22 protein-coding genes and 1 tRNA gene are annotated in these 19,627 nt (G+C 62.0%); 1 reads left to right on the top strand and 22 read right to left on the bottom strand.

Translation table 11 applies throughout. The features are described from left to right. Positions 1-539 precede the first annotated feature (539 nt). Positions 540-627, bottom strand: a tRNA-Ser gene (locus BN1143_RS03160). Between the two features lie 198 nt (positions 628-825). Between BN1143_RS03160 and BN1143_RS03155 the strand changes: the two genes are divergently transcribed. After that, positions 826-1,575 (top strand): DsbA family protein, encoded by a 750-nt coding sequence (locus tag BN1143_RS03155; RefSeq protein WP_042049645.1) that lies wholly within the window; start codon positions 826-828, stop codon positions 1,573-1,575. Positions 1,576-1,748: 173 nt separating this feature from the next. Here BN1143_RS03155 and galE read toward each other — a convergent pair whose 3' ends face one another. The 21 genes from galE to BN1143_RS03050 form a co-directional block, all read right to left on the bottom strand. Then, positions 1,749-2,774, bottom strand: coding sequence for a UDP-glucose 4-epimerase GalE (gene galE / locus BN1143_RS03150; RefSeq protein ID WP_019841041.1), 1,026 nt, complete (start codon positions 2,772-2,774; stop codon positions 1,749-1,751). 83 nt (positions 2,775-2,857) lie between these two features. Beyond that, the gene (locus BN1143_RS03145) at positions 2,858-3,865 is read right to left on the bottom strand and encodes an FAD-binding oxidoreductase (RefSeq protein WP_042049642.1); all 1,008 of its coding nucleotides are present in this window, start codon (positions 3,863-3,865) and stop codon (positions 2,858-2,860) included. Positions 3,866-3,976: 111 nt separating this feature from the next. Beyond that, positions 3,977-5,626: a hydroxylamine reductase gene (gene hcp, locus BN1143_RS03140; RefSeq protein ID WP_042049647.1), complete on the bottom strand. Its 1,650-nt coding sequence runs from the start codon at positions 5,624-5,626 to the stop codon at positions 3,977-3,979. 288 nt (positions 5,627-5,914) lie between these two features. Next, the gene (locus BN1143_RS03135) at positions 5,915-6,382 is read right to left on the bottom strand and encodes a Dps family protein (protein ID WP_017779811.1); all 468 of its coding nucleotides are present in this window, start codon (positions 6,380-6,382) and stop codon (positions 5,915-5,917) included. Positions 6,383-6,507: 125 nt separating this feature from the next. Then, positions 6,508-7,065, bottom strand: coding sequence for a DUF3833 domain-containing protein (locus BN1143_RS03130; protein ID WP_042049640.1), 558 nt, complete (start codon positions 7,063-7,065; stop codon positions 6,508-6,510). Further along, positions 7,065-7,556, bottom strand: a complete 492-nt coding sequence (locus tag BN1143_RS03125; protein WP_082038414.1) for a chalcone isomerase family protein — start codon at positions 7,554-7,556, stop codon at positions 7,065-7,067. Before BN1143_RS03125 ends, BN1143_RS03130 begins: the two co-directional genes overlap by 1 nt. Positions 7,557-7,572: 16 nt before the next feature. Continuing rightward, positions 7,573-7,791 carry a TIGR02450 family Trp-rich protein gene (locus BN1143_RS03120; protein ID WP_005303669.1) on the bottom strand — a complete coding sequence of 73 codons (219 nt, stop codon included), beginning with the start codon at positions 7,789-7,791 and terminating at the stop codon, positions 7,573-7,575. Further along, entirely contained in the window at positions 7,788-8,267 is a 480-nt protein-coding gene (locus BN1143_RS03115; RefSeq protein ID WP_042049638.1) for a DUF2878 domain-containing protein, read from the bottom strand. Before BN1143_RS03115 ends, BN1143_RS03120 begins: the two co-directional genes overlap by 4 nt. A 2-nt stretch (positions 8,268-8,269) precedes the next feature. Next, a complete protein-coding gene (locus tag BN1143_RS03110) occupies positions 8,270-9,526 on the bottom strand; it encodes an SAM-dependent methyltransferase (RefSeq protein ID WP_042049637.1) in 1,257 nt (418 codons plus the stop codon). Next, positions 9,526-10,308 carry a DUF1365 domain-containing protein gene (locus BN1143_RS03105; RefSeq protein ID WP_042049635.1) on the bottom strand — a complete coding sequence of 261 codons (783 nt, stop codon included), beginning with the start codon at positions 10,306-10,308 and terminating at the stop codon, positions 9,526-9,528. Before BN1143_RS03105 ends, BN1143_RS03110 begins: the two co-directional genes overlap by 1 nt. Then, positions 10,305-11,564, bottom strand: a complete 1,260-nt coding sequence (locus tag BN1143_RS03100) for an NAD(P)/FAD-dependent oxidoreductase (protein ID WP_042049633.1) — start codon at positions 11,562-11,564, stop codon at positions 10,305-10,307. Before BN1143_RS03100 ends, BN1143_RS03105 begins: the two co-directional genes overlap by 4 nt. After that, positions 11,561-12,295 (bottom strand): SDR family NAD(P)-dependent oxidoreductase, encoded by a 735-nt coding sequence (locus tag BN1143_RS03095; protein ID WP_042049632.1) that lies wholly within the window; start codon positions 12,293-12,295, stop codon positions 11,561-11,563. The genes BN1143_RS03100 and BN1143_RS03095 overlap by 4 nt, the downstream gene beginning before the upstream one ends. Further along, the gene (locus tag BN1143_RS03090; RefSeq protein ID WP_042049631.1) at positions 12,292-12,720 is read right to left on the bottom strand and encodes a nuclear transport factor 2 family protein; all 429 of its coding nucleotides are present in this window, start codon (positions 12,718-12,720) and stop codon (positions 12,292-12,294) included. The genes BN1143_RS03095 and BN1143_RS03090 overlap by 4 nt, the downstream gene beginning before the upstream one ends. Before the next feature lies 1 nt (position 12,721). Next, entirely contained in the window at positions 12,722-14,143 is a 1,422-nt protein-coding gene (gene phrB, locus BN1143_RS03085; RefSeq protein WP_042049628.1) for a deoxyribodipyrimidine photo-lyase, read from the bottom strand. Further along, complete coding sequence (locus BN1143_RS03080; RefSeq protein ID WP_042049626.1) at positions 14,140-15,027, bottom strand: MerR family transcriptional regulator; 888 nt, start codon at positions 15,025-15,027, stop codon at positions 14,140-14,142. The genes phrB and BN1143_RS03080 overlap by 4 nt, the downstream gene beginning before the upstream one ends. Positions 15,028-15,090: 63 nt before the next feature. Continuing rightward, the gene (locus tag BN1143_RS03075) at positions 15,091-16,035 is read right to left on the bottom strand and encodes a YbgA family protein (RefSeq protein WP_010634839.1); all 945 of its coding nucleotides are present in this window, start codon (positions 16,033-16,035) and stop codon (positions 15,091-15,093) included. A gap of 172 nt (positions 16,036-16,207) precedes the next feature. Continuing rightward, positions 16,208-16,837 (bottom strand): outer membrane beta-barrel protein, encoded by a 630-nt coding sequence (locus BN1143_RS03070; RefSeq protein WP_005303698.1) that lies wholly within the window; start codon positions 16,835-16,837, stop codon positions 16,208-16,210. Between the two features lie 183 nt (positions 16,838-17,020). Then, positions 17,021-17,569, bottom strand: a complete 549-nt coding sequence (locus tag BN1143_RS03065; protein WP_010634841.1) for a DUF3157 family protein — start codon at positions 17,567-17,569, stop codon at positions 17,021-17,023. 94 nt (positions 17,570-17,663) lie between these two features. Then, positions 17,664-18,536, bottom strand: coding sequence for an adenine nucleotide alpha-hydrolase family protein (locus BN1143_RS03060; protein ID WP_017784403.1), 873 nt, complete (start codon positions 18,534-18,536; stop codon positions 17,664-17,666). 45 nt (positions 18,537-18,581) lie between these two features. After that, complete coding sequence (locus BN1143_RS03055) at positions 18,582-18,860, bottom strand: DUF6482 family protein (protein WP_005303707.1); 279 nt, start codon at positions 18,858-18,860, stop codon at positions 18,582-18,584. Positions 18,861-18,884: 24 nt separating this feature from the next. After that, positions 18,885-19,484 carry an HAD family hydrolase gene (locus tag BN1143_RS03050; protein WP_042049625.1) on the bottom strand — a complete coding sequence of 200 codons (600 nt, stop codon included), beginning with the start codon at positions 19,482-19,484 and terminating at the stop codon, positions 18,885-18,887. Positions 19,485-19,627: the final 143 nt, after the last annotated feature.

The following is a 19,627-nucleotide window of genomic DNA, read 5'->3' as shown; positions in this document are numbered from 1 at the left end:
TCTTCCAGCAAGCTACGCTGGCGCTGCTCGACATCATTCTGATCCAGCGGTGAGGACATTGGCCCAGCGGCATTAGCACACTGGATGCATAGCAAAAAAAAGACGGCAGTGCGCAAGCACCAACGCAGACGAAGGCAACAACCCATTATTATTGAATCTTTTAGTTATTTTTACTACTACCTTGCCGACCAACAACTGCATGCAACAGGGCAGCTTAAACAGCGGTGACAAGACCTGAACGGTCGCGAATTATACAGCAAAGGCCTCACGTGCGACACATATTGTCGCAAAAATGTGCACTGTACTGCGGAGAATAGGTGTATATCCATATTAATTATGAGGTTAGCTCTTCGATGAAGAGCCTTATCAGACTTTCAAGATGTCATTAATTAGCTCGTGAAAGGCCAGAAGCGCTGGATGACGGTTAGCAAGAGGGCTAAATAAAGAGAAAAGCTGTGGGCAATGAAGAGAAAAACAAGAAGTTGGAGTGTAGATAGCAAAAAGGCCATCCTTTCGGATGGCCTTTTTGGCTGAATAAATGGCGGAGGAGGTGGGATTTGAACCCACGGATGGTCGCCCATCGCCGGTTTTCAAGACCGGTGCATTCAGCCGCTCTGCCACCCCTCCGCGACAGTGCGGCGAATATTACCCATGGCGATCGCCCTTGTAAATCCCCTCACCGCTCGTTTGCCGATTTATTGGGCTAAATGACGTACAAAGCCGCCGATTTGAGCATAACCAGCGCTTTTTCAACCAGATAACTTGACTTGAAAACAGACTCACCCACTATAGTCAGCATCCCGAAATCCCCAGCAAGATGGACTTATGAAAATCAAACATGCCCTGCTTTGTGCCCTGACGGGTGCCACCCTGCTTGCGACGCCGGTTCAGGCGAGCGAACTGACCAAGAGCGACGTGGAACAGATAGTGCGCGACTATCTGGTCAAGAACCCGGAGATCCTGGTCGAGATGTCCAACGCCCTGCGCGCCAAGCAGGAGAGCCAGCAGGCCGAGAGCGACAAGACCTTGATCAAGGCACATGCCAAGCAGCTCTATAGCAACCAGGACCCGGAAACCGGCAATCCCAAGGGCAGCCTGACCGTGGTCGAATTCTTCGACTACAACTGCGGCTACTGCAAACGCGCCCACCCGCTGATCAAGCAGCTGCTGGCAGAAGACAAGGACATTCGCTACATCTACAAGCAGTTCCCGATCCTGAGCGAGACTTCCTACTTCGCCGCCCGTGCCGCCCTGGCGGTACAGCTGGGTCAGCCCGACAAGTACCAGGCCTTCCACGAGAAGCTGTACGCCCATCAGGGCCCGCTGGCCGACGAGGCACAGGTGAAGCAGCTGGCGGAAGCAGCTGGCGTCAACTGGAGCAAGGTTGAAGCCAAGATCAAGGATGGCAGCATCGATCAGAATCTAGGCACCAACCGGGCGCTGGCCGAAGCCATGAGCATCTCTGGCACCCCGGCCTTCATCATCGGCGATCAGATCCTGCGCGGTGCCCCCCGTGATCTGACCAGCCTGAAAGGCTTCATCAAGGATGTGCGCGCCGGCAAGAGCATTCAGTAATCCCGCTCAGGCACATAAAAAACGCCCCGGCATGCCGGGGCGTTTTGCTATTCAGGCTGCAAACCATCAGGTCTGATGGGCCGTCGCGAGAAGCTGTCAGCAAGGCGAAGAGCTGCGCAGGGACCCGAGTTTATATGAATAAATGAGGTTCCCGAGCAGCACATGACCCTTGATCACGGCTTCGCAGCAGGGCCATAACCGTTCGGGTTCTGGCTTTGCCAGCGCCAGGTATCCACCATCATCCGCTCCAGACCGCGCTCGGCCTGCCAGCCCAGCTCAGCACGGGCCTTGTGCGGCTCGGCCCAGCACTCGGCGATATCGCCGGGACGACGGGGCTTGATCTGGTAGGGAATGGTACGGCCGCTGGCCGCCTCAAACGCCTTGATCATCTCCAGCACCGAATAGCCCTGACCGGTCCCCAGGTTGTAGGTGAAGACCCCGTTATCCGACGCGATGCGCGCCAGCGCTTTGAGGTGACCAATGGCGAGATCCACCACATGGATATAATCGCGCACCCCAGTACCGTCCGGAGTCGGGTAGTCGTTGCCAAACACCCCCAGCTCCTTGAGCTTGCCCACCCCCACCTGGCTGATATAGGGCAGCAGGTTGTTGGGAATACCGTTGGGATCTTCCCCGATAAGGCCGCTCTCATGGGCGCCGACCGGGTTGAAGTAGCGCAGCAGCACGATGGCCCAGCGGGAATCGGATTTGGCGAGATCCCGCAGGATCTCCTCCACCATCAGCTTGGAGCGGCCATAAGGGTTGGTCGCGCTGGTGGGAAAATCTTCCCGCAGCGGCACAGACGCCGGATCGCCGTAGACGGTGGCCGAGGAGCTGAATACCAGCCGGAACACACCGGCTTTTGCCATCTCTTCGCACAACACCAGGGTGCCGGTGATGTTGTTCTGGTAGTAGGTGAGCGGGATCTGGCTCGACTCGCCGACCGCCTTGAGCCCGGCGAAATGGATCACCGACTCGATCTGGTGGGCGGCAAACAGCTGCTGCAGGCAGGCCCGGTCCAGCACATCCCCTTCGACGAAAATGACCGGCTTGCCGGTGATCCGCTCCACCCGCTTGAGAGACTCTGGGGAGGAGTTGGAGAGGTTGTCCAGCACCACGACCTGTTGCCCGGCGTTCAATAACTCAACCAGGGTATGGGAGCCGATATAGCCGGCGCCCCCTGTGACCAGAATTGTCATTTTTTATCCCGCGTTCGACTGAAACTGGGGGGAGTTTACCCGCCCAACCTCAGCAGGAAAAGCATGAGATACCAATGAAGCCATCAATAATCGATGCTGATATCCCCGCTGGCGGTGCAGGAGCAGGCCAATGCCACCCCACTCTCCAGATCCTGCGGACTGAGAGTCATCACGCTCTGGCGCTCGATCTCGCCCTCCGTGATGCAGCGACAGGCGCCGCACATCCCGGCGCGGCAGGCTGCCATCATGGTCTCCCCCTCCCCCTCCAGCGCCGCCAGCAGGGTCTGCCCCGGCAGTATCTTCACCTTCTTGCCGCTCTTTTTGAGGGTCAGCCAGAAGTGGTCGCTGCCGGCCGCAACTGGCGCCGTGCTCGATGTAGCCGCAGGCAGGCCGAACGACTCCTGGTGCAACTGCGCTGCCGGCAGTCCCAGCTCCGCCAGCATGGTGCAAACCGCTGTCATATAGGGAGCTGGCCCACACAGATAGACGTGGCGACTCAAGAGATCCGGTGCCAATTCCTTCAACATCTCCGGCGTGAGCCGGCCAACCCAGGGGTGTCCGGCCGGAGCCCCTTCCAATATCAGGGCATAGCGAACACCGGCATGGACTTCAGCCAGCGCAGCCAAGTCGTCTGCGAAGATCACATCCTCTGGCGAGCGGGCACTGTGAATAAAGCGGATATCGGCGTCCGGTCGCTTGGTCAGCTCGTCCCGCAGCATGGCCCACATGGGGGTGATGCCGGAACCGGCGCTCAAGAGCAGCGGCCGCTCGCAGGGCAAGGCCGTCAGGTTGAAGTCGCCGAAGGGGCCATCCACCCGGATCTCGTCCCCCACTTGCAGGGTTTGATGCAGATGATGGGAGACCAGTCCTACATCCTTGATGGTGACCTGCCAGCAGCCATCCTGCGGGCTGGAGGAGAGGGTATAGGCACGGTAGTGGGGCTTGCCGTCAATCTCGGTGTGCAGCGTCACGCACTGGCCGGCCAGCACGGCGGGCAGGCTGCCCGTCTGCGGCACGAACTGCCAGCTCGCTACATCGTGGGTATCCGCCCGGCGGCCGATGCACCTGAGGGTGAGAGAGGTAGAGGTCATCGCAAGGCTCCTCTTGTTGAAAAATGTTGGAAAGGGGTCGTTAAAAAAAGGCGAGCCATCAGGCTCGCCAAAGGCTTACAACATGCTGAGCGTGTAAGGCTGTCTCTTTGTTCAGGCCGCCAGGATCTCGGCGAGATCGGCTTCGGCCGTAGTGGTACCCTTGAGGCCAAACTGCTCCTCCAGCACCTTGAGCAGAGCCGGGGTGAGGAAGGCCGGGGCGGTCGGGCCGGTGCGGATGTCCTTCACGCCCAGCGCCAGCAGGGTGAGCAGAATGACGATGGCTTTTTGCTCGAACCAGGAGAGCACCAGGGTCAGCGGCAGATCGTTGACGCCGCACTCGAACGCTTCGGAGAGCGCCAGCGCCAGCTGGATGGCAGAGTAGGCATCATTGCACTGACCCACGTCCAGCAGACGGGGAATGCCGCCGATGTCGCCGAAATCGAGCTTGTTGAACTTGTACTTGCCGCAGCCCAGGGTTAGCAGCAGGCTGTCCTGCGGGATCGCCTTGGCAAACTCGGTGTAGTAGGCGCGCTCGGCACGGTCACCGTCACAGCCACCGACCAGGAAGAAGTGGCTGATTTCGCCGGCCTTGACCTTGTCGATCACCGCAGGGGCAGCCTGCATCAGGGCGTTGCGGGCAAAGCCGATGGTGATGAAGTGCTCCAGCTCAACGTGCTTGAAGCCTTCCAGCGCTTGCGCCTTGGCAACGACGGCGGAGAAATCTTCCCCTTCCAGATGGGTCACGCCCGGCCAGCCGACGATGGAGCGGGTGAAGATGCGATCCGAGTAGTTGCCCACGTTCGGGTCGATGATGCAGTTGGAGGTCATCACCACGGCGCCCGGGAAGTTGGCAAACTCCTTCTGCTGGTTCTGCCAGGCGGAGCCGTAGTTGCCCACCAGGTGCGGGTACTGCTTGAAGAAGGGGTAGGCCAGCGCCGGCAGCATCTCGCCATGGGTGTAGACGTTGATGCCGGTGCCCTTGGTCTGCTCCAGGATGAGCTTGAGATCCACCATGTCGTGACCGGAGACCAGGATGCACTTGCCCGGAACCGGAGTGACGCGAACCTGGGTAGGCTCGGGGTGGCCGAAGGCGGTGGTTTCACCGAGATCCAGCATCTCCATGATCTTGAAGTTCAGCAGGCCAATGTCCATGGCGCACTTGAACAGCGGATCCAGATCGCTCGGATCCGTACCGAGCCAGCTCATGATGCGATGAAATTCGGCGGCTACCCCGGCATCCTGCTGCTCCAGCACCCGGGCGTGCTCCATGTAGGCGGCGGCGCCCTTGAGGCCGTAGAGGCAGAGCAGGCGCAGCCCCATGATGTCTTCGTTGACCTCGTTCTTGCCGCGGTTGACCGCGGTCTGCGGTGCCTGGGCCAGCTGTTCCAGCAGCTCGCTACCCGGCTCGAAACGGGAGGCAGCAGGCAGTGTGTCGGCCTGCACCGCCAGCGGTGCCAGCTTGGCAGCCAGCTGCTGGCGATAGGCCAGCGCCTGATTGACATAGGCCACGATGCGGGCGGAATCGAAGTTGACGTTGGTGAGGGTGGCGAAGAAGGCCTTGGGCACGAAGGCGTCGATCTCGCTGTCGACGATGCCGTGCTCGCGAGCGGCCAGCGCCCAGGCACTGAGCCCTTGCAGGGTATAGATCAGCACATCCTGCAGATCCGAGGTTTCTGCCGTCTTGCCACACATACCTTGTGCATAGGCGCAGCCGTTGCCTGCCGGGGTACGAATTGTCTGTTCACATTGCACACAAAACATCATGCCTCTCCTAATTGGACATTTCAGTTGTTTGTTTTGTGGCGATTCTATTCCCCTCGTGGAAAACTTAATAGGCATTCAATTTGCCAATTCAATTTTCATTGATGCAGATCAAAAACAAAAAAGCCGCCCAAACAGGGCGGCAAGCGGGTGGATAAAAGGAGAGACAACTCAGGTTTGCAACAGAACACGGTAAGGGAACGGGTTGGGCTGGCGTCTGGTCTGGCAGATCCAGCCCTTCACTTCATCAAGCCGGCATACTTCGTATGCATCCGGCCTGGTTGGCTATCAGGCCAGGTAAGCTCGCAGCATCCAGACCAGTTTCTCCTGCTGCTGCACATAGTCGGAGAGAATGGACGCAGTCCCTTCATCACCGGCATCGGCGGCCTGCCCCAGGATACGGCGCTGGGCCACCAGCAGTTCGCGGAAACTCTCCAGCAGGGATTCGACGCAGGCACGACCGTCGTGCAGCCCCTTCTGCTCGGCAATGGCGGAAACGTTCAGGTAGTCGCTGAAGCTGTGTAGCGGCACGCCATCCAGGGTCAGGATGCGCTCGGCCAGCGCATCGACCTTCAGCAGCAGGTCGTTGTAAATCTCTTCGAACTTCAGGTGCAGCTCGAAAAACTGGTTGCCGCGGATGTTCCAGTGGAAGCCGCGAACGTTCATGTAAAGGATCTGGTAGCTGGCCAGCAACTTGTTCAGCTCAGCGGCCAACGCTTGTGATTGAACGGTATCAAGACCAATCGGACTCTTCATGTTTCACCTCCAGATTTGACGACCTGGTCATCTTAGAACTCATCAGACTCAAAAGGTAATAGTTAAGATCTAACTGATTGATAGCGAGCGACTATCGTCCGCGTTGCCGACCTAGCGGGGCGCACTCATTCAGGCTGCCGCTCGATGTAGAGGATCACCTCCCCCAGCTGGATGCCGAACTTGCTGATGGCGGCCCGGTTGAGCAGGCGATTTTCATCCAGCAGATACATCCAGTCATCAAAACTCACCCGCACCACGCTGCCGTCAGGCAGCGCCAGATCGAGCTGATAGCGCCAGTTGAGGGCAAAGCCGGCCGTCTTGCCTACCGCCTCCCCCACCACGTCGGCCGCCGTGCCGCGCCAGTGACCATCCGCCCCCTTGCTCAAAAACCAGGTGCGGGTCTGCTGGCGCCCGTCGTCAAAATAGAACTGCTCGAACAGCTCCCCCTTGCCCCCCTGCCAGTGCCCGCGCATCTCCACCCGAAAACGGCTGGTCACCTCGCCGCTGCGATCGGTCACCAGACCATGCGCCGTCAGCTTGCCATCGAAGAAGCGAGCGAGATCCCACTCGGGGCCCCGATCGCGATACTCCTCCAGACTGCTGCCACAGCCGGCCAGCAGCAGAAGAGGCAATAACAGCAGGTAGCGCCAGATGCAGATGTATTTCATGAATCCCTTTTGCATCAGAACTCTCCTCGCAGGCTACGGGTAAGCGCCGGATCACGGCTCCCTTCTGCCAGCCAGATGGCGAGGAAGGCCGCCGAAAACTGCGGATCGGCGAGGGTGCCGAGCGGCTTGTCCCGCCACCAGAAATGGCCCGCACCACCCTTGTCGACATAGAAGGTGAGCCGGTCACCCGCCTGGACATCGGGCCAGAGCGCGGCGAGCCTGCCAAGCCACTCCTGGCGCTGCTGCTGGCTGCCAAGCCCCAGTCGCTGCCACTCAGCGGCGGTGGCGCTCAAGAGATCTTGCCGTTCGATGGCTCTGGCGTAGGTGAGGCTGAGCGCCTGAGGATAGTGACCCGGCAGATAGCGGCCGTTCTCGCTGTAGAGGGTGGCGTCATAGAGCTTGAACCAGAGCCAACTCATCTCGCCGCGCCCGACCGGGTGCAGCTGCTGCCAGGGGGTGATCGGGGCTTGCCCGGTCTGGGCGAAAGGGGTCAGCGGTAGGCTCAAGCCTGCCAGCAGCAGGCTAATTCCACCCCATGTGCCAATGGGCAGGATCTTCGAGTTCATGCCAGTCCATCTCCTGTTCCAGCAGCGTGTTGATGTCCTGCATCACCACCTGCTGCAGCTGCCCCTGCGCATCGCGCTGACAGGCCACCACCAGATAGAAACGCTCGGTCAGCTCGTGCTGGCTCTCTTTGGTCCATTTGGAAAACAACAAGGTGTCGGTCGAAAAGGTGTTCATCTCGCTTCACCCTCCAGCTTGACCGTTACCCACAGGAGTACGGGTAACCACCACATCCAGATCACCGCCAGCAGTGCCGCACTGATCCCGATGCCCCAAGGTAAGTGTACTGCCCCCATGGCGGCGCCCGCCACATAGGAGGAGGCCCCCCCAACCATGCCGAACAGCCCCTGCTGCCAGCGCGGCAAGGGCCGCAGCCAGCGCAGACCGTGAGAGAGAGTCAGGGCAAAGCCGCACCAGAGCAGCACCAGCCAGAGCGGAAAACCGGCGTTGAAATCAAACAGCCCGAGCTGCCAGAGCAGGGCATCAAGCAGGCTGCCGGCCAGGGCAAGCGGGATGAGCCGCCAGTCGTGCCAGCGGCGCGGAGAGCAGAGAAAATGAAGCAGCAGCATTGCCAGCAGCGGGCCCGGCTGCTGCCACTTCACTGCCAGCAACCAGTAGAGGTTGAACCCCAGCAGATGGGCCCACTGCCACATGATCAGCGACCGCCGACGGGCAGATCCCCACTCCAGCCGAGTGGGCCAGGTTTGGCCGCTTCCAGCTGCACCAGGCTGATGGTGCGCTCCCAGAAGCCCCCTTCGCAGTAGGCGAAATAGAAGTGCCACAACCGAATGAAGTCCTGGCTGTAGCCGAGAGCGGGCAGCTCGGGGGCCAGCGCCAGGAAGCGCTCGCACCAATCAGCCAGCGTGCGGGCGTAGTGGTGGCCGTGATCGTGCAGCCGCACCAGTTGCATGTCGGTCTCGCGCGCCAGCAGCCCCGCCATCTGGGAGACGCTTGGCAGGCAGCCGCCGGGGAAGATGTAGCGCTGGATGAAATCAACCCCGCGCAGATACTGGGCGTGGCGCTGATCGGCGATGGTGATGGCCTGAATGAGCAGGCGGCCACCGGGTTTGAGCAGCCGCGACAGCTGGCGGAAATAATCGGGCAGGAAGGCGTGCCCCACCGCCTCGATCATCTCGATGGAGACCAGCTTGTCGTAAGTGCCCTCCAGCTTGCGGTAGTCCTCCAGCAGCAAGGTGATGCGATCCCCCAGCCCCTCCCGCGCAATCCACTCCTTGGCGTAGTCGTGCTGGGCCCGGGAGATGGTGGTGGTAGTCACCCGGCAGCCGTAGTGACGGGCCGCATAGACTGCGAGGCCACCCCAGCCGGTGCCGATCTCCAGCAGATGATCGTCTGGCTCCAGTGCCAGCCGCTCGCAGATGGTGCGCAGTTTGGCTTGCTGTCCCTCTTCGAGAGTGGCCTCGGCGCTCGGATAGATGGCGCTCGAGTACTGCATGTGGCTGTCGAGAAAACCCTCATAGAGGCTGTTGCCAAGATCGTAGTGGGCAGCGATGTTGGAGCGCGACCCGGTCAGGGTATTGCGGTTAAGCCAGTGACGCACCTTGTTGAACGGGAAGCTGAGCCAGCCGAGGCGCCGCTCCAGGCTGTCGAGTAGCGGCAGGTTGCGGGCCAGCAGCCGCACCAGCGCCACCGGATCCGGGCTGGTCCAGAGCCCCTCCACCCAGGTTTCTCCGGCAGCGATGCTGCCCCCCAGCAGCAGGCGGCGATAGAAGGCCGGATCCTGTACCACCAGCTCGGCGTGCAGATCGGTGCCCGCCACACCAAAGCTGTGGCGCTCGCCGCCATCCCGCAGCAGCAGCTGGCCATGTTCGAGGCGCCCCAGCAGATTGAGCAGCAGTTGCCTGGCCCCCTTGTCGATGAAAGAGGCAGAGAGGGTTGATTGCACAAGTTCCATTAGCGGCTCTCCGGATGGGTGAAAATGGGAGTTCGTTTGATAAAAAGACGCAGGGCCTGCCAGTAGATCCCGAGCAGCACCTTCATGGTCATCCAGGGCCAGCGGGCCAGCAGCGCCGCCAGCCCCTTGCGCGACAGCGGCGCCCGGCGCAGCGCCAGGGTGGCGTCAAACAGCTTGGCTTCACCGGATACGGGGTGGCTCTCGATGTGGATCAGTGTCTCCTGCGCGGGCGGGCGAATGCGCCAGTGGTAGCGCATCGCCAGCCCCATGAAGGGGGAAACGTGAAAATCCTTGTCGTGGGGGGCCAGCGCCGCCAGATCCAGCAGGTAGTAGTGACGTTCGTTCCAGGGGGTGTTCGACACCTCCGCCAACAGATAGCGCGCCTCTCCCTGCCGATAGCAGAAGTAGAAGTTGACCGGGCTGAAGTAGAAACCGAGGCAACGCACGTTGCCAAGCAGCAGCACCCGCCCCTCGGGTTCGGCATCGCCACCCAGTTCGCTCACCCTTTCCCACACCGCCTGCTTGAGAGGCCCATCGCTGCCGCGCAGGTAGTCGTCACGGCGAAACGAGAGCAACCCTGCTCGCTCCACCCCGAACCAGCGCCCGCGATCGAGTTGTGGCAGCTCGTCGAGATCCAGTCCCAGCATGAAGAGGTTGTAGGAGAAGGCATGGGCGCGCGGTGCGAAGCGACGATGGCGCACCGCCCCCTGCCAGATGGCGCTGAGGGTGCCGGTCATGGCCTCGGCACTCGCCTCCTGGCCTGCCAGAACTGCACCCTTCATAGCTCGGCCCCGAACCGTCTGGCTACGTCCAGGGCGCTGCGCACCCCGTCTTCGTGAAAGCCGTTGTACCAGTAGGCGCCGCAGAAGTGGGTGTGTTGCTGGCCGCAGATCTCGGCCCGCCGCTGCTGGGCGGCGATGGAGGCCTGATTGAACACCGGATGGTGATAGACGAAGCGGCGCAGCACCTTGCTCTCGTCTACCTTGCCTTGCGGATTGAGGCTGACACAGAAGGGCTCTGGCGAGCTCACCCCCTGCAAGATGTTCATGTTGTAGCTCACCAACGGCCGCGCCCCGTCATCCTCCCCCAGCTGATAGTTCCAGCTGGCCCATGCCTTGCGCCGCACCGGCAGGCAGGAGGCATCGGTGTGCAACCAGACATCGTTGGCCTGATAGGGCATGGCGCCGAGAATGGCCTGCTCCCGCTCGCCCGGGTCCGCCAGCAATGCCAGCGCCTGATCGCTGTGACAGGCGAGGATCACCTCGTCAAACCGCTCCTCGCCATGGCGGCTCTGGATCAGCACCCCGTCCGCCTGACGCCGGATCCCCTGCACCGGGCAGGCCAGGCGTATGTGTGCCTGCCAACCCGCCGTCAGCGGGCCTATGTATTCCCGCGAGCCACCCGGGATCACATACCACTGGGGGCGATTGGCCACCTCAAGCAAGCCGTGGTTGGCAAAAAAGCGCAGAAAGAAGCTCAAGGGGAAGGCGCGCATATCGGCCAGGGTTGATGACCAGATCGCCGCCCCCATCGGCAGGATATAGTGACGGGCGAAGTAGTCGCTGAACTCACCTACCTGCAGAAAATCCCCCAGGGTCAGCTCGAGGCCGGCCCCCTGCTGTTGCCCATCGGCCAGCCAGGCCCGCGCCTCCCGGTTGAAGCGCAGGATCTCGGCGACAAAGCCGTAAAAGCGCGGACTCAGCAGGTTGCTGCGCTGGGCGAACAGGGTATCCAGGTTGTGGCCGTTGTACTCCAGCCCCTGCGGGCTTTTCACCGAGAAGCTCATCTCGGCTGGCTGGCGCGCCACCCCGATCCGTTCAAGCAGCCTCAGGAAGTTGGGGTAGGTGCGATTGTTGAAGACGATGAAGCCGGTATCGATGGCATAGCGGCGCCCCGCCTGCTCCACATCGACCGTGGCGGTGTGGCCACCCAGGGTCGGCGCCGCCTCGAACAGGGTGATGTCGTGCAGCTTGTGGAGCAGGAAACCGGCGGTCAGGCCTGAAATACCGGAGCCGACGATGGCGATCTTTTTCTTCATGAAGGGCGTCCTTTCGATACGAATGTGCGGCCAAGGCGCAGCCAGAGCCCCGTCGGCAGCGCACCGAGCAGGCGCAGCGACCAGATGAAGCGGCGGGGAAAGTGGATCTGGTGGCGACCGGCGGCAAGCCCCGCCATGATGGCGCGGGAAGCCTCTTCCACCGTCACCAGGCAGGGCATGGGAAAATCATTTTTGGCGGTGAGCGGGGTCTGGACAAAGCCGGGGCGGATCAGGGTCACCCCAATCCCTTTGCCGGCCAAATCGAGGCGCAGGGTATCCGCCAGATAGTCGAGGGCCGCCTTGGAGGCGCCATAGGCTTCGGCCCTGGGCAGCGGCAGCCAGCTCACCGAGGAGCTGACGATGGCAAGGCGCCCGCCCGCACCCAGCAGCGGCAAGAAAGCGGCCAGGGCGTGGCCGGTGGCAATGAGGTTGGTCTCGATGACCCGGGCAAACAGGGCGCCGTCAAACCCCTCGTCCACCGCCATGTACTCGCAGTTGCCGGCATTGAGGATCACCAGGTCAACCCGCGGCAAGCCGGCGGCCGCCTCGCTCACGGCGTTTGTATCGCGCCCGTCAAACTGCAGCGGCGTGATGCCGTGGCGCCCCAGTGCCAGCAGCCGCTCGCCATCGCGCCCGCAACCCCACACCTGCCAGCCTGCGCGCCGATAATCGAGCGCCAGCTGAAAGCCGATGCCGGAGGTGGCGCCGGTGATCAGCACCCGGCCGCTCATGCGCCCAGCCTCATCTTGATGGTGCGCACCACGGACCCAAGCAGCGGCAACTGCTCGTAGAGCATGGCGCCCATATCGAAGTAGTCGCGATGCAGGCACACCTTGCCCGTCTCGTCGAACTCGAGGCGAGTGGCCCCCTCCACCGTCACCGGGGCGCCGCCGCGCAGCCTGGGATGGGAGAAGGTCATGGTCCAGCCGAGCCAGGCCTGGCGCCCCTGCAGTAGCTGGCTGGTGATGACAAAACGGCAGTAGGCGAGGCGCTGATAGAGGGCGGCAAAATAGTCGGTGAGCGCCGCCAACCCCTCGATGCGGTGAGCAGGGTCGGTAAAGACCACCTCGTTTGCGTAGACCTCGGGCAAACGGTGCAGCTCGTCTCTGCTTAGCTGCTGATAGAGGGCCACAAAGCGGGCCAGCGACTCATCCATGCTATTTCTCCAGGGCGCGAAACATCTCGATGGCTCTCACCCGGGCAACGGCGTGATCCACCATGGGGGCCGGATAATCGTGCCGCCCCTTGAGCCGCAACCAGTCGTGGGGCTGGTGCAGATAGGCGGCAGGCAGATCAGCCAGCTCAGAGACCCAGATACGAATGAACTCCCCTTGCGGATCAAACCGTTGTCCCTGGGTGGTGGGGTTGAAGACCCGGAAATAGGGCGCCGCATCGGCGCCGGTGCCCGCCGCCCACTGCCAGCCGCCGTTGTTGGCCGCCAGGTCGCCGTCGATGAGCTGACTCATGAAGTAATCCTCCCCGAGCCGCCAGTGAATGTGCAGATCCTTGGTGAGAAAGCTCGCCACTATCATCCGCAGCCGGTTGTGCATCCAGCCGGTGGCGTTGAGGCAGCGCATCGCCGCATCGACGATGGGGTAGCCGGTACGTCCCTCACACCAGGCGGCGAAGGCGTCCGGATCCCAGCTCCATGGCAGGGCCGATGTTTCCGGCTTGAAGGGCCGATTCATGGAGAGGGTCGGGATCAGCACCAGCAGGTGGCGATAGAACTCGCGCCAGATGAGCTCATTGAGCCAGACAAAACCGGGCTGGGCCTTGGACTGGGGCCGGTAGCCAAGCCTCTGCTGGAGCGCCGCCACACACTGGCGCGGGCTGATGATGCCGGCCGCCAGATAGGGGGAAAGCACGGAGGTACCCGCGATGGCAGGGAAATCCCGGGTCTCGCCATAATCGAGCACCGCCTGCTCCAGAAAGTCATTCAGACGGCGGCTGGCCTCGGCCTCCCCCACCGGCCAGCGGGGGTCTGCCGTCAGCTCGCCAAGATCGGCATCGACGAAGTCCCGCTCGGCCAACGGCTGCCACGGCAGCGGCTCGCCACGAGCAGTGGGCGCGCGATGAATGACGAAACCATCCTCGTCGAGAGCCTTGAGCCAAGCACGGCTGAAGGGGGTGAAAACCTTGAACATCTCGCCAGAGCCGGTCAACACCCGACCGGGCGGCAATACGCAGCAGCCGTTGAACCAGTGACAATCAATCCCCTGTTCTGCCAGCGCGGTAGTGACGGCCTGATCCCGGCGCAGCTCGTCGATCTCGATGGCCTGATTGGCGTAGAGCTGGGTTACCCCCAGCTCGCGGCAAAGATCTGCCAGCACCGCCGGCACCTCGGCAAAAGTCTCCACTCGCAGCAGATGCAGCGGGATGCTGAGCGCAGCCAGCTCGCGGCCCAGCGCATCGACCTGGGCCAGTAGAAAACGCTGACGGACGGGGGCCAGCTTGTGCTGCCGCCACTGGGTGGGGGAGAGGATATAGAGCGCGGCGACCGGTTCATCATTGGCGCAACCGTGACGCAAGGCCGGGTTGTCGGCCAGGCGCAGATCATTGCGAAACCAGACCAGCTTCATGATTTTTTCCTCCCGCGTCCGCTGGCACCTGCCGCCGCAGGCATGTCTGCCATCACCTCGGCAAGGTTCGCCTGCCAGCCGTGAGCTTGCAGCCACTCACCATCGTAGAGGCGTCCCAGCTCGCCAAAGAAACGGGTAGCGGCGGGCCAGCCGGCAGCCAGAACCGGCTTGCCAAGGCCGGCCCCCAGCAGCACCAGCCAGGGGGTCACGGCACGCCCCTCCAGCAGGCTGGCATGGCGCGGCTCCACCGCCCCCAGCAGTTGCACCTCATGGCCCTGACCGATCAGCTCGTAGGCGGCCCAGACCAGGTCGAGCGGGCCCACCTGTCCCCAGCTCGCCAGGGTGACCGGCACGCCCTTCTCCTGCTCGATGAGGTGGCGGGCGAAGCGGGTATGGAGCCAGCCCAGCCACACCTGTTGCAGCAGCTCGCCATCGGGCCGCTCGCGCCACAGCCCGAGCAGCCGTTCCACCAAGGGTTGCAGTACCCGGCTGCGCACCAGTTCGAACGGGTAGCTCGCCAGCAGATCGTTGAGCTCAGCCTCCGCCTTGCGCTGGTTGAAGGAGAGCAGCGCCTGACTGAACTGCTCCAGGGTCTGCTGCCAGTGCTCGCTCACCGGCTGGGCCTGGGGTTCGCTCAGGAGCCCCTTCACCTGCCCGATACTCACCCCCCGCTCCAGCCAGCTCAGGATCTCGCCGATCTGGCGAATGTCCTGTTCGCTGTAGAGGCGGTGGCCCTTGTCGGTGCGGGCCGGTTGCACCAGCCCGTAGCGACGCTGCCAGGCGCGCAGGGTCACGGCGTTGACGCCGGTGAGGCGAGAAACCTCGCGAATGGGGTAGATCCCCTCCTCCGGCGAAGGAGAAGCGGCGTGCGGTAAATCAGACATAACGGCATCCAGCAAAGGTTGAGGGAGAGGCCCCGGCCATCAGTCGGGACCTGCACAGGATATTCAGAGCCCGTAGCGCAGTTTCAGCGTGTCGGGGTGCGGATTGAGGTACACCTGCTCGGCGAGATAGGGGTTGGGGTATTCGCGCAGGTAGTGGCGGATCAGGGTGAGCGGCACCAGCAGCGGAAAGACGCCGGTACGGTACTTGTCGATGGTGTCGCACAGCTCCTGCTTCTGGGCCGGGGTCAGCACCCGCTTGAAGTAGCCCTGCAGGTGCATCAGCACATTGGTGTGGCTGCGCCGGTTGGCCCGCAGGGTCAGCGCCGCCATCAGCCCCTTGATGTAGCTGTCGGCCACCTGCTGCAGGTCGGCCCTGGCCAGGTTGCCGAGCAGCTTGCCGAGCGCACGGTAGTGGGTGGTGGCGTGGGAGAGCACCAGGTACTTGTAGCGGGAGTGGAAGCGGATCAGCGCAGAGGCGGTGATGCCGCGCGCGCAGAGCTGCTGCCAGTCGTGGTAGGCGAAGACCCGCAGCACGAAGTTTTCCCGCAGGATGGGATCGCACAGGCGGCCATCCTCCTCCACCGGCAGCAGGGGATTGGCCTCCATCAGCGCCTTGGCAAACAGGCCGACCCCCTCCTTGGCACTCCCCTCGTTGTTGGCGCCATAGATCCGCACCCGCTCCATGCCGCAGCTGGGGGATTTGGCGCAGAGGATATAGCCGGAGATGAAGTCGAGCTGGCGCGCCTTCTGCTCGCTGAAGGCGATGAGCTGGTCAGTGACGTCGAAGCTGCCGTTGCTCGCCTCGGCACGGATCTCGCCGTGGCGCTTCACCAGCCGGATGGCGGCGCGGGGCGCCCCGAGGCCAATAGCCATCTCGGGACAGACAGGGTGATAGTCAAAGTGGGCACCGAGATCCCGCTCGCAGAAGCTGGAACGCTTGTGACCCCCGTCGAACCGAACCTCCTGCCCCAGCAGGCAGGCGCTGATACCAACCTTGATCTTGTACATATCATCACTCCTTGTATAAGTCTGAATCAGTTATAGCAGTTATACAAAAAAACGGAAGTTGTATAACTATTGCGGACTGATACGGCGCAAGGGTGAAGGGTGGATCAACCGGAAATGAAAAAACCCATGACCGAAGTCATGGGTAAAAATGAAGACACTACAGGAAGGATGATTAGAAGCTGTACTTCACACCCAGGCTGGTGATGGAACCCTGTTGCAGATCCCACTTGCGATAGGTGTAGTCGGCGGTGAGGGCCAGGTTCTGGCTCACCTTGTAGGCGGCGCCCACTTTGAAATCGTGCATGTCGTCGGTCATGTTGGCGTAGCGGTAAGCGGTGGAGAGCTCGACGGCGCCGATGTCGTAGCGCAGGCCGGCCTCACCGTACATGCTGCCGCTGTTCTTGCGGGTGATGACGTCCCAACCGCTGTCTTTGACGTTGGCAGCCACCTGACGCTCCATGGTGTAGCCCATCAGGCCCGCTTCCCCATACAGGTTCAGACCTGTGCTGAGCGGGGTGTAGACACCCAGACCCAGGCTGGAGATGCCCATGCTGTCGTTGCCATCGTTGCGGGAGGTGTACTCGCTGCCCAGACGACCGTAGAAGTTGGAGCCGAAGCTCTTGGAGAGATCCAGGTTCAGACCGCCGAAGTCGCGGTTATTGCTATCTTTGCCGCCAATGTAGTCGGACTTGGTGTGCGCCCAGGTCAGGCCACCTTTGGCGTAGCTGAAGGCATCCTCAGCCAGAGCGGAAGTAGAAGCGAAACCGGCCAGAACCAGAACAGAAAGTGCAACTTTTTTCATTTTGATGACTCCATCGTTGAGCTAGTTGAGACCTAGCTGGAATGGGGTCATTGTGCAGAGGACGGGGAGAAATGCCGAGCGGCAAGCTGTTGCCAAACCATGTCAGATGTAAGCAACTGTTGCTGGCGGTTACCGGGTTAACAATCAAGACAGGCTCCACAAAGGAGCCTGTTGCATGAGGGATCAGCGGAACTCCACTTCCTCAATCTCGACCCGCACCAGAGGTTTGCCGGTGAGACCGGCCGGGCGCGGCACCTCCAGCACCATGGAGGGGCGCTGCTGCCCCTTGCGCAGATAGGACTCCGGCAGACGGTTCTCGCCGACCCAGAAGCGGGCCTCCTGCTTGACCAGCTGGGCCCCCTGCTCGCTGAACAGGGTGATGCTGCCGCGCACCCGCACCACGTTGCGGGTGCCTGTGTTGCTCACCATGAATTGCAGTTGCAGGGGATCCGAGCCTTCCAGCTTGGCGAGCTTGACGCCGATCCCGTCCTTGACGGCCTGGGCCAGCAGATCCGGGTTGTTCATCGCCTGCTCGGTCAGCACCGGCACGGCTACCGTGCCCTGCACCGCGCTGCCGTCGGCGGCGGGCTTGAGCAGCAGGTATTCCCAGGTGAAGTCATCGTTGAGCTGCACTTGGCGACCATCCGGCAGGGTCACCTGGGTGAGCGGGGCGGCCTGTGCCAGCAGGGGCGACAAGCAGAGGGCAACCAGCAGACGGGACAAGGGTTTCATAGGGTGGTGACTCGCGTCGATGGAAAAGGGCGTCAGTATAAAGAGTCCGCCGCACCTTGCCTATGACCGCTCTCACGTTCCTGCCCTCGGCTGCCTAGACCACCAGCTCCTGCCGCTCCTCCGCCGGCATCATGTCCAGGGTCACCAGATCGAACGCCGTGCTCTTGAGGGCGGTGAGGATATCCGGCTGCAGATCGAACGCCCGGGCCCGCAACCGGGCCGGCAGCCGTACCCGGGCCAGGGTGGTGGCCCGATCGCCCAGGGTATGGAAAAACACCTGTGCCTCCTCCAGCCCCATGTCGGCCAGCATCTGCTCCGCCATGTCCACCATCCGCAGATGACGGCGATCCACCAGCTCGGGATCGGAGAAGCGGTGGCTCAGGCAGCCATGGGCGCTCTTGCCCCAGCGTCCCAGCTGACGCTTGTTGAAGCCGTAGCGAAAGTCCCTGTGGGTCATGCCCTGTTTGGCGAACAGCCAGAGGGTGTTGTCCGGCAGGCTGCCGAAGCGACGCAGATACTCCCGCAGCTCCTCGACCGGCGCGGGCAGCAGCATGGGCAGGTGGCTCCAGTCGGTTTCCAGCGCGGTGAGGTGACAGATGTAACGCACCGGATCGATCACCTCGTTGAGGTGGCGCAGGTGATCGCAGAAGATCATCTCATCGGTCTTGATGACCCGCTGCTCGATGCCGTAACGCTGGCAGTAACGCTTGGCGCGGGCCACTTCCTTGCGGCTGCGGGTCGGGCTGTCCAGAGTGATGGCGCGGATCCGGATGCCGCTGGCGCGGCACAGATCCATGCTGTAGCAGGACTCCAGTCGACCGGAGAAGGAGACCGCCAGTTCGCCGTAGCCAGCCAGGGTCTCGATAAGTGACTGCTCCCTGGTCTGAAAGGTCTGATCGTATCCTCGATTCAGCACAACGATATTGGCATCCATAACAACGGCACCGGATGATGAATTGGGCGCCATTGTGCAGCAATAATCCTGAATAAACCCTTAAAGAGTGCGGATAAACTAGAATTTAATGATTATTTCATACCAATTATCATCATATTCATCCAGTTGCGTGTCATAAATCCGCAGTTTCGCCTGATGAACCTGGTGCATGCGCAGAAAACCCTCGGCCTGCTCGAGGGAGGCGAACGTCAGCCTGCCCCCCTCGCTGTCGGTGAGGCACTGCATCTCCCCATCCACCTCGACACAGAGCTGATAACCGCTGCCATCCAGACAGGCGATCAGCAGCCCCGCATCCGGATAGTGACTGAGCCAATTGCGAAACCTGCCGTGTTCCATAACTTACCCCGCGTTCCCGCCCGCTCAGGCCGGCAGGTAACCCTGTGCCACCAGCTGCTGGCGACAACTGTATGCATCGGTAAACACCAGGCCACCGATCCCCTGCGTCTGTGCAGCGACCACGTTGGCCGGGCTGTCATCGATGAACAGGCACTGCTCAGCCCGCAGATCGAACGACACCAGCAGATAGCGGTAGATATCCGGCTCCGGCTTCATCATCCGTACCCTTGCCGACACCACCTTGCCGCTGAAGAAGCGCCAGAAATCCTGATGTTGCTCCAGCCAGTCGATGCTGGCGTGGCCCATGTTGGAGAGTGCGTAGAGGGTGTGCCCCTCCCCGTGCAGTGCCTCTATCAGGCTCAGCATAGCGGGATCCGGCACAAGGGATGGCGGCACCGCCTGCAAAATGGCCAGATTCTCCGCCGTCGACAGGCCGGTTCGCGCCTGCGCCTGACGGGCCATGGTGTGTAGCGACAGGGTCCCCCGGTCCACTTCCAGCCAGTCGCCATGGTTGAACAGTTGCTCCGCCAGCTGCTCCGCCCCGTGCGGCCCCCGTACCGAGCGCACGATACCGACCGGATCCCAGCTCACCACCACTCGTCCCAGATCGAAAATAATCGCCATTCTCACCTCCAGATCTCTGCTTCATTACGACGGCAAGCGGGTCCATTCGACACACACCTGCCTCCGCAGGCTCACGCCCCTACCCTGCCCCGTTCGCCACCCACGGGCAAGTTTTACTTGCATCGCACGGTCAAATCCCTTAA

The organism is Aeromonas dhakensis, assembly GCF_000820305.1.
Classification (GTDB): Bacteria; Pseudomonadota; Gammaproteobacteria; order Enterobacterales; family Aeromonadaceae; genus Aeromonas; species Aeromonas dhakensis.
The sequence above is the reverse complement of the archived record's forward strand: the minus strand, read 5'-3'. Positions and strand labels throughout refer to the sequence as shown.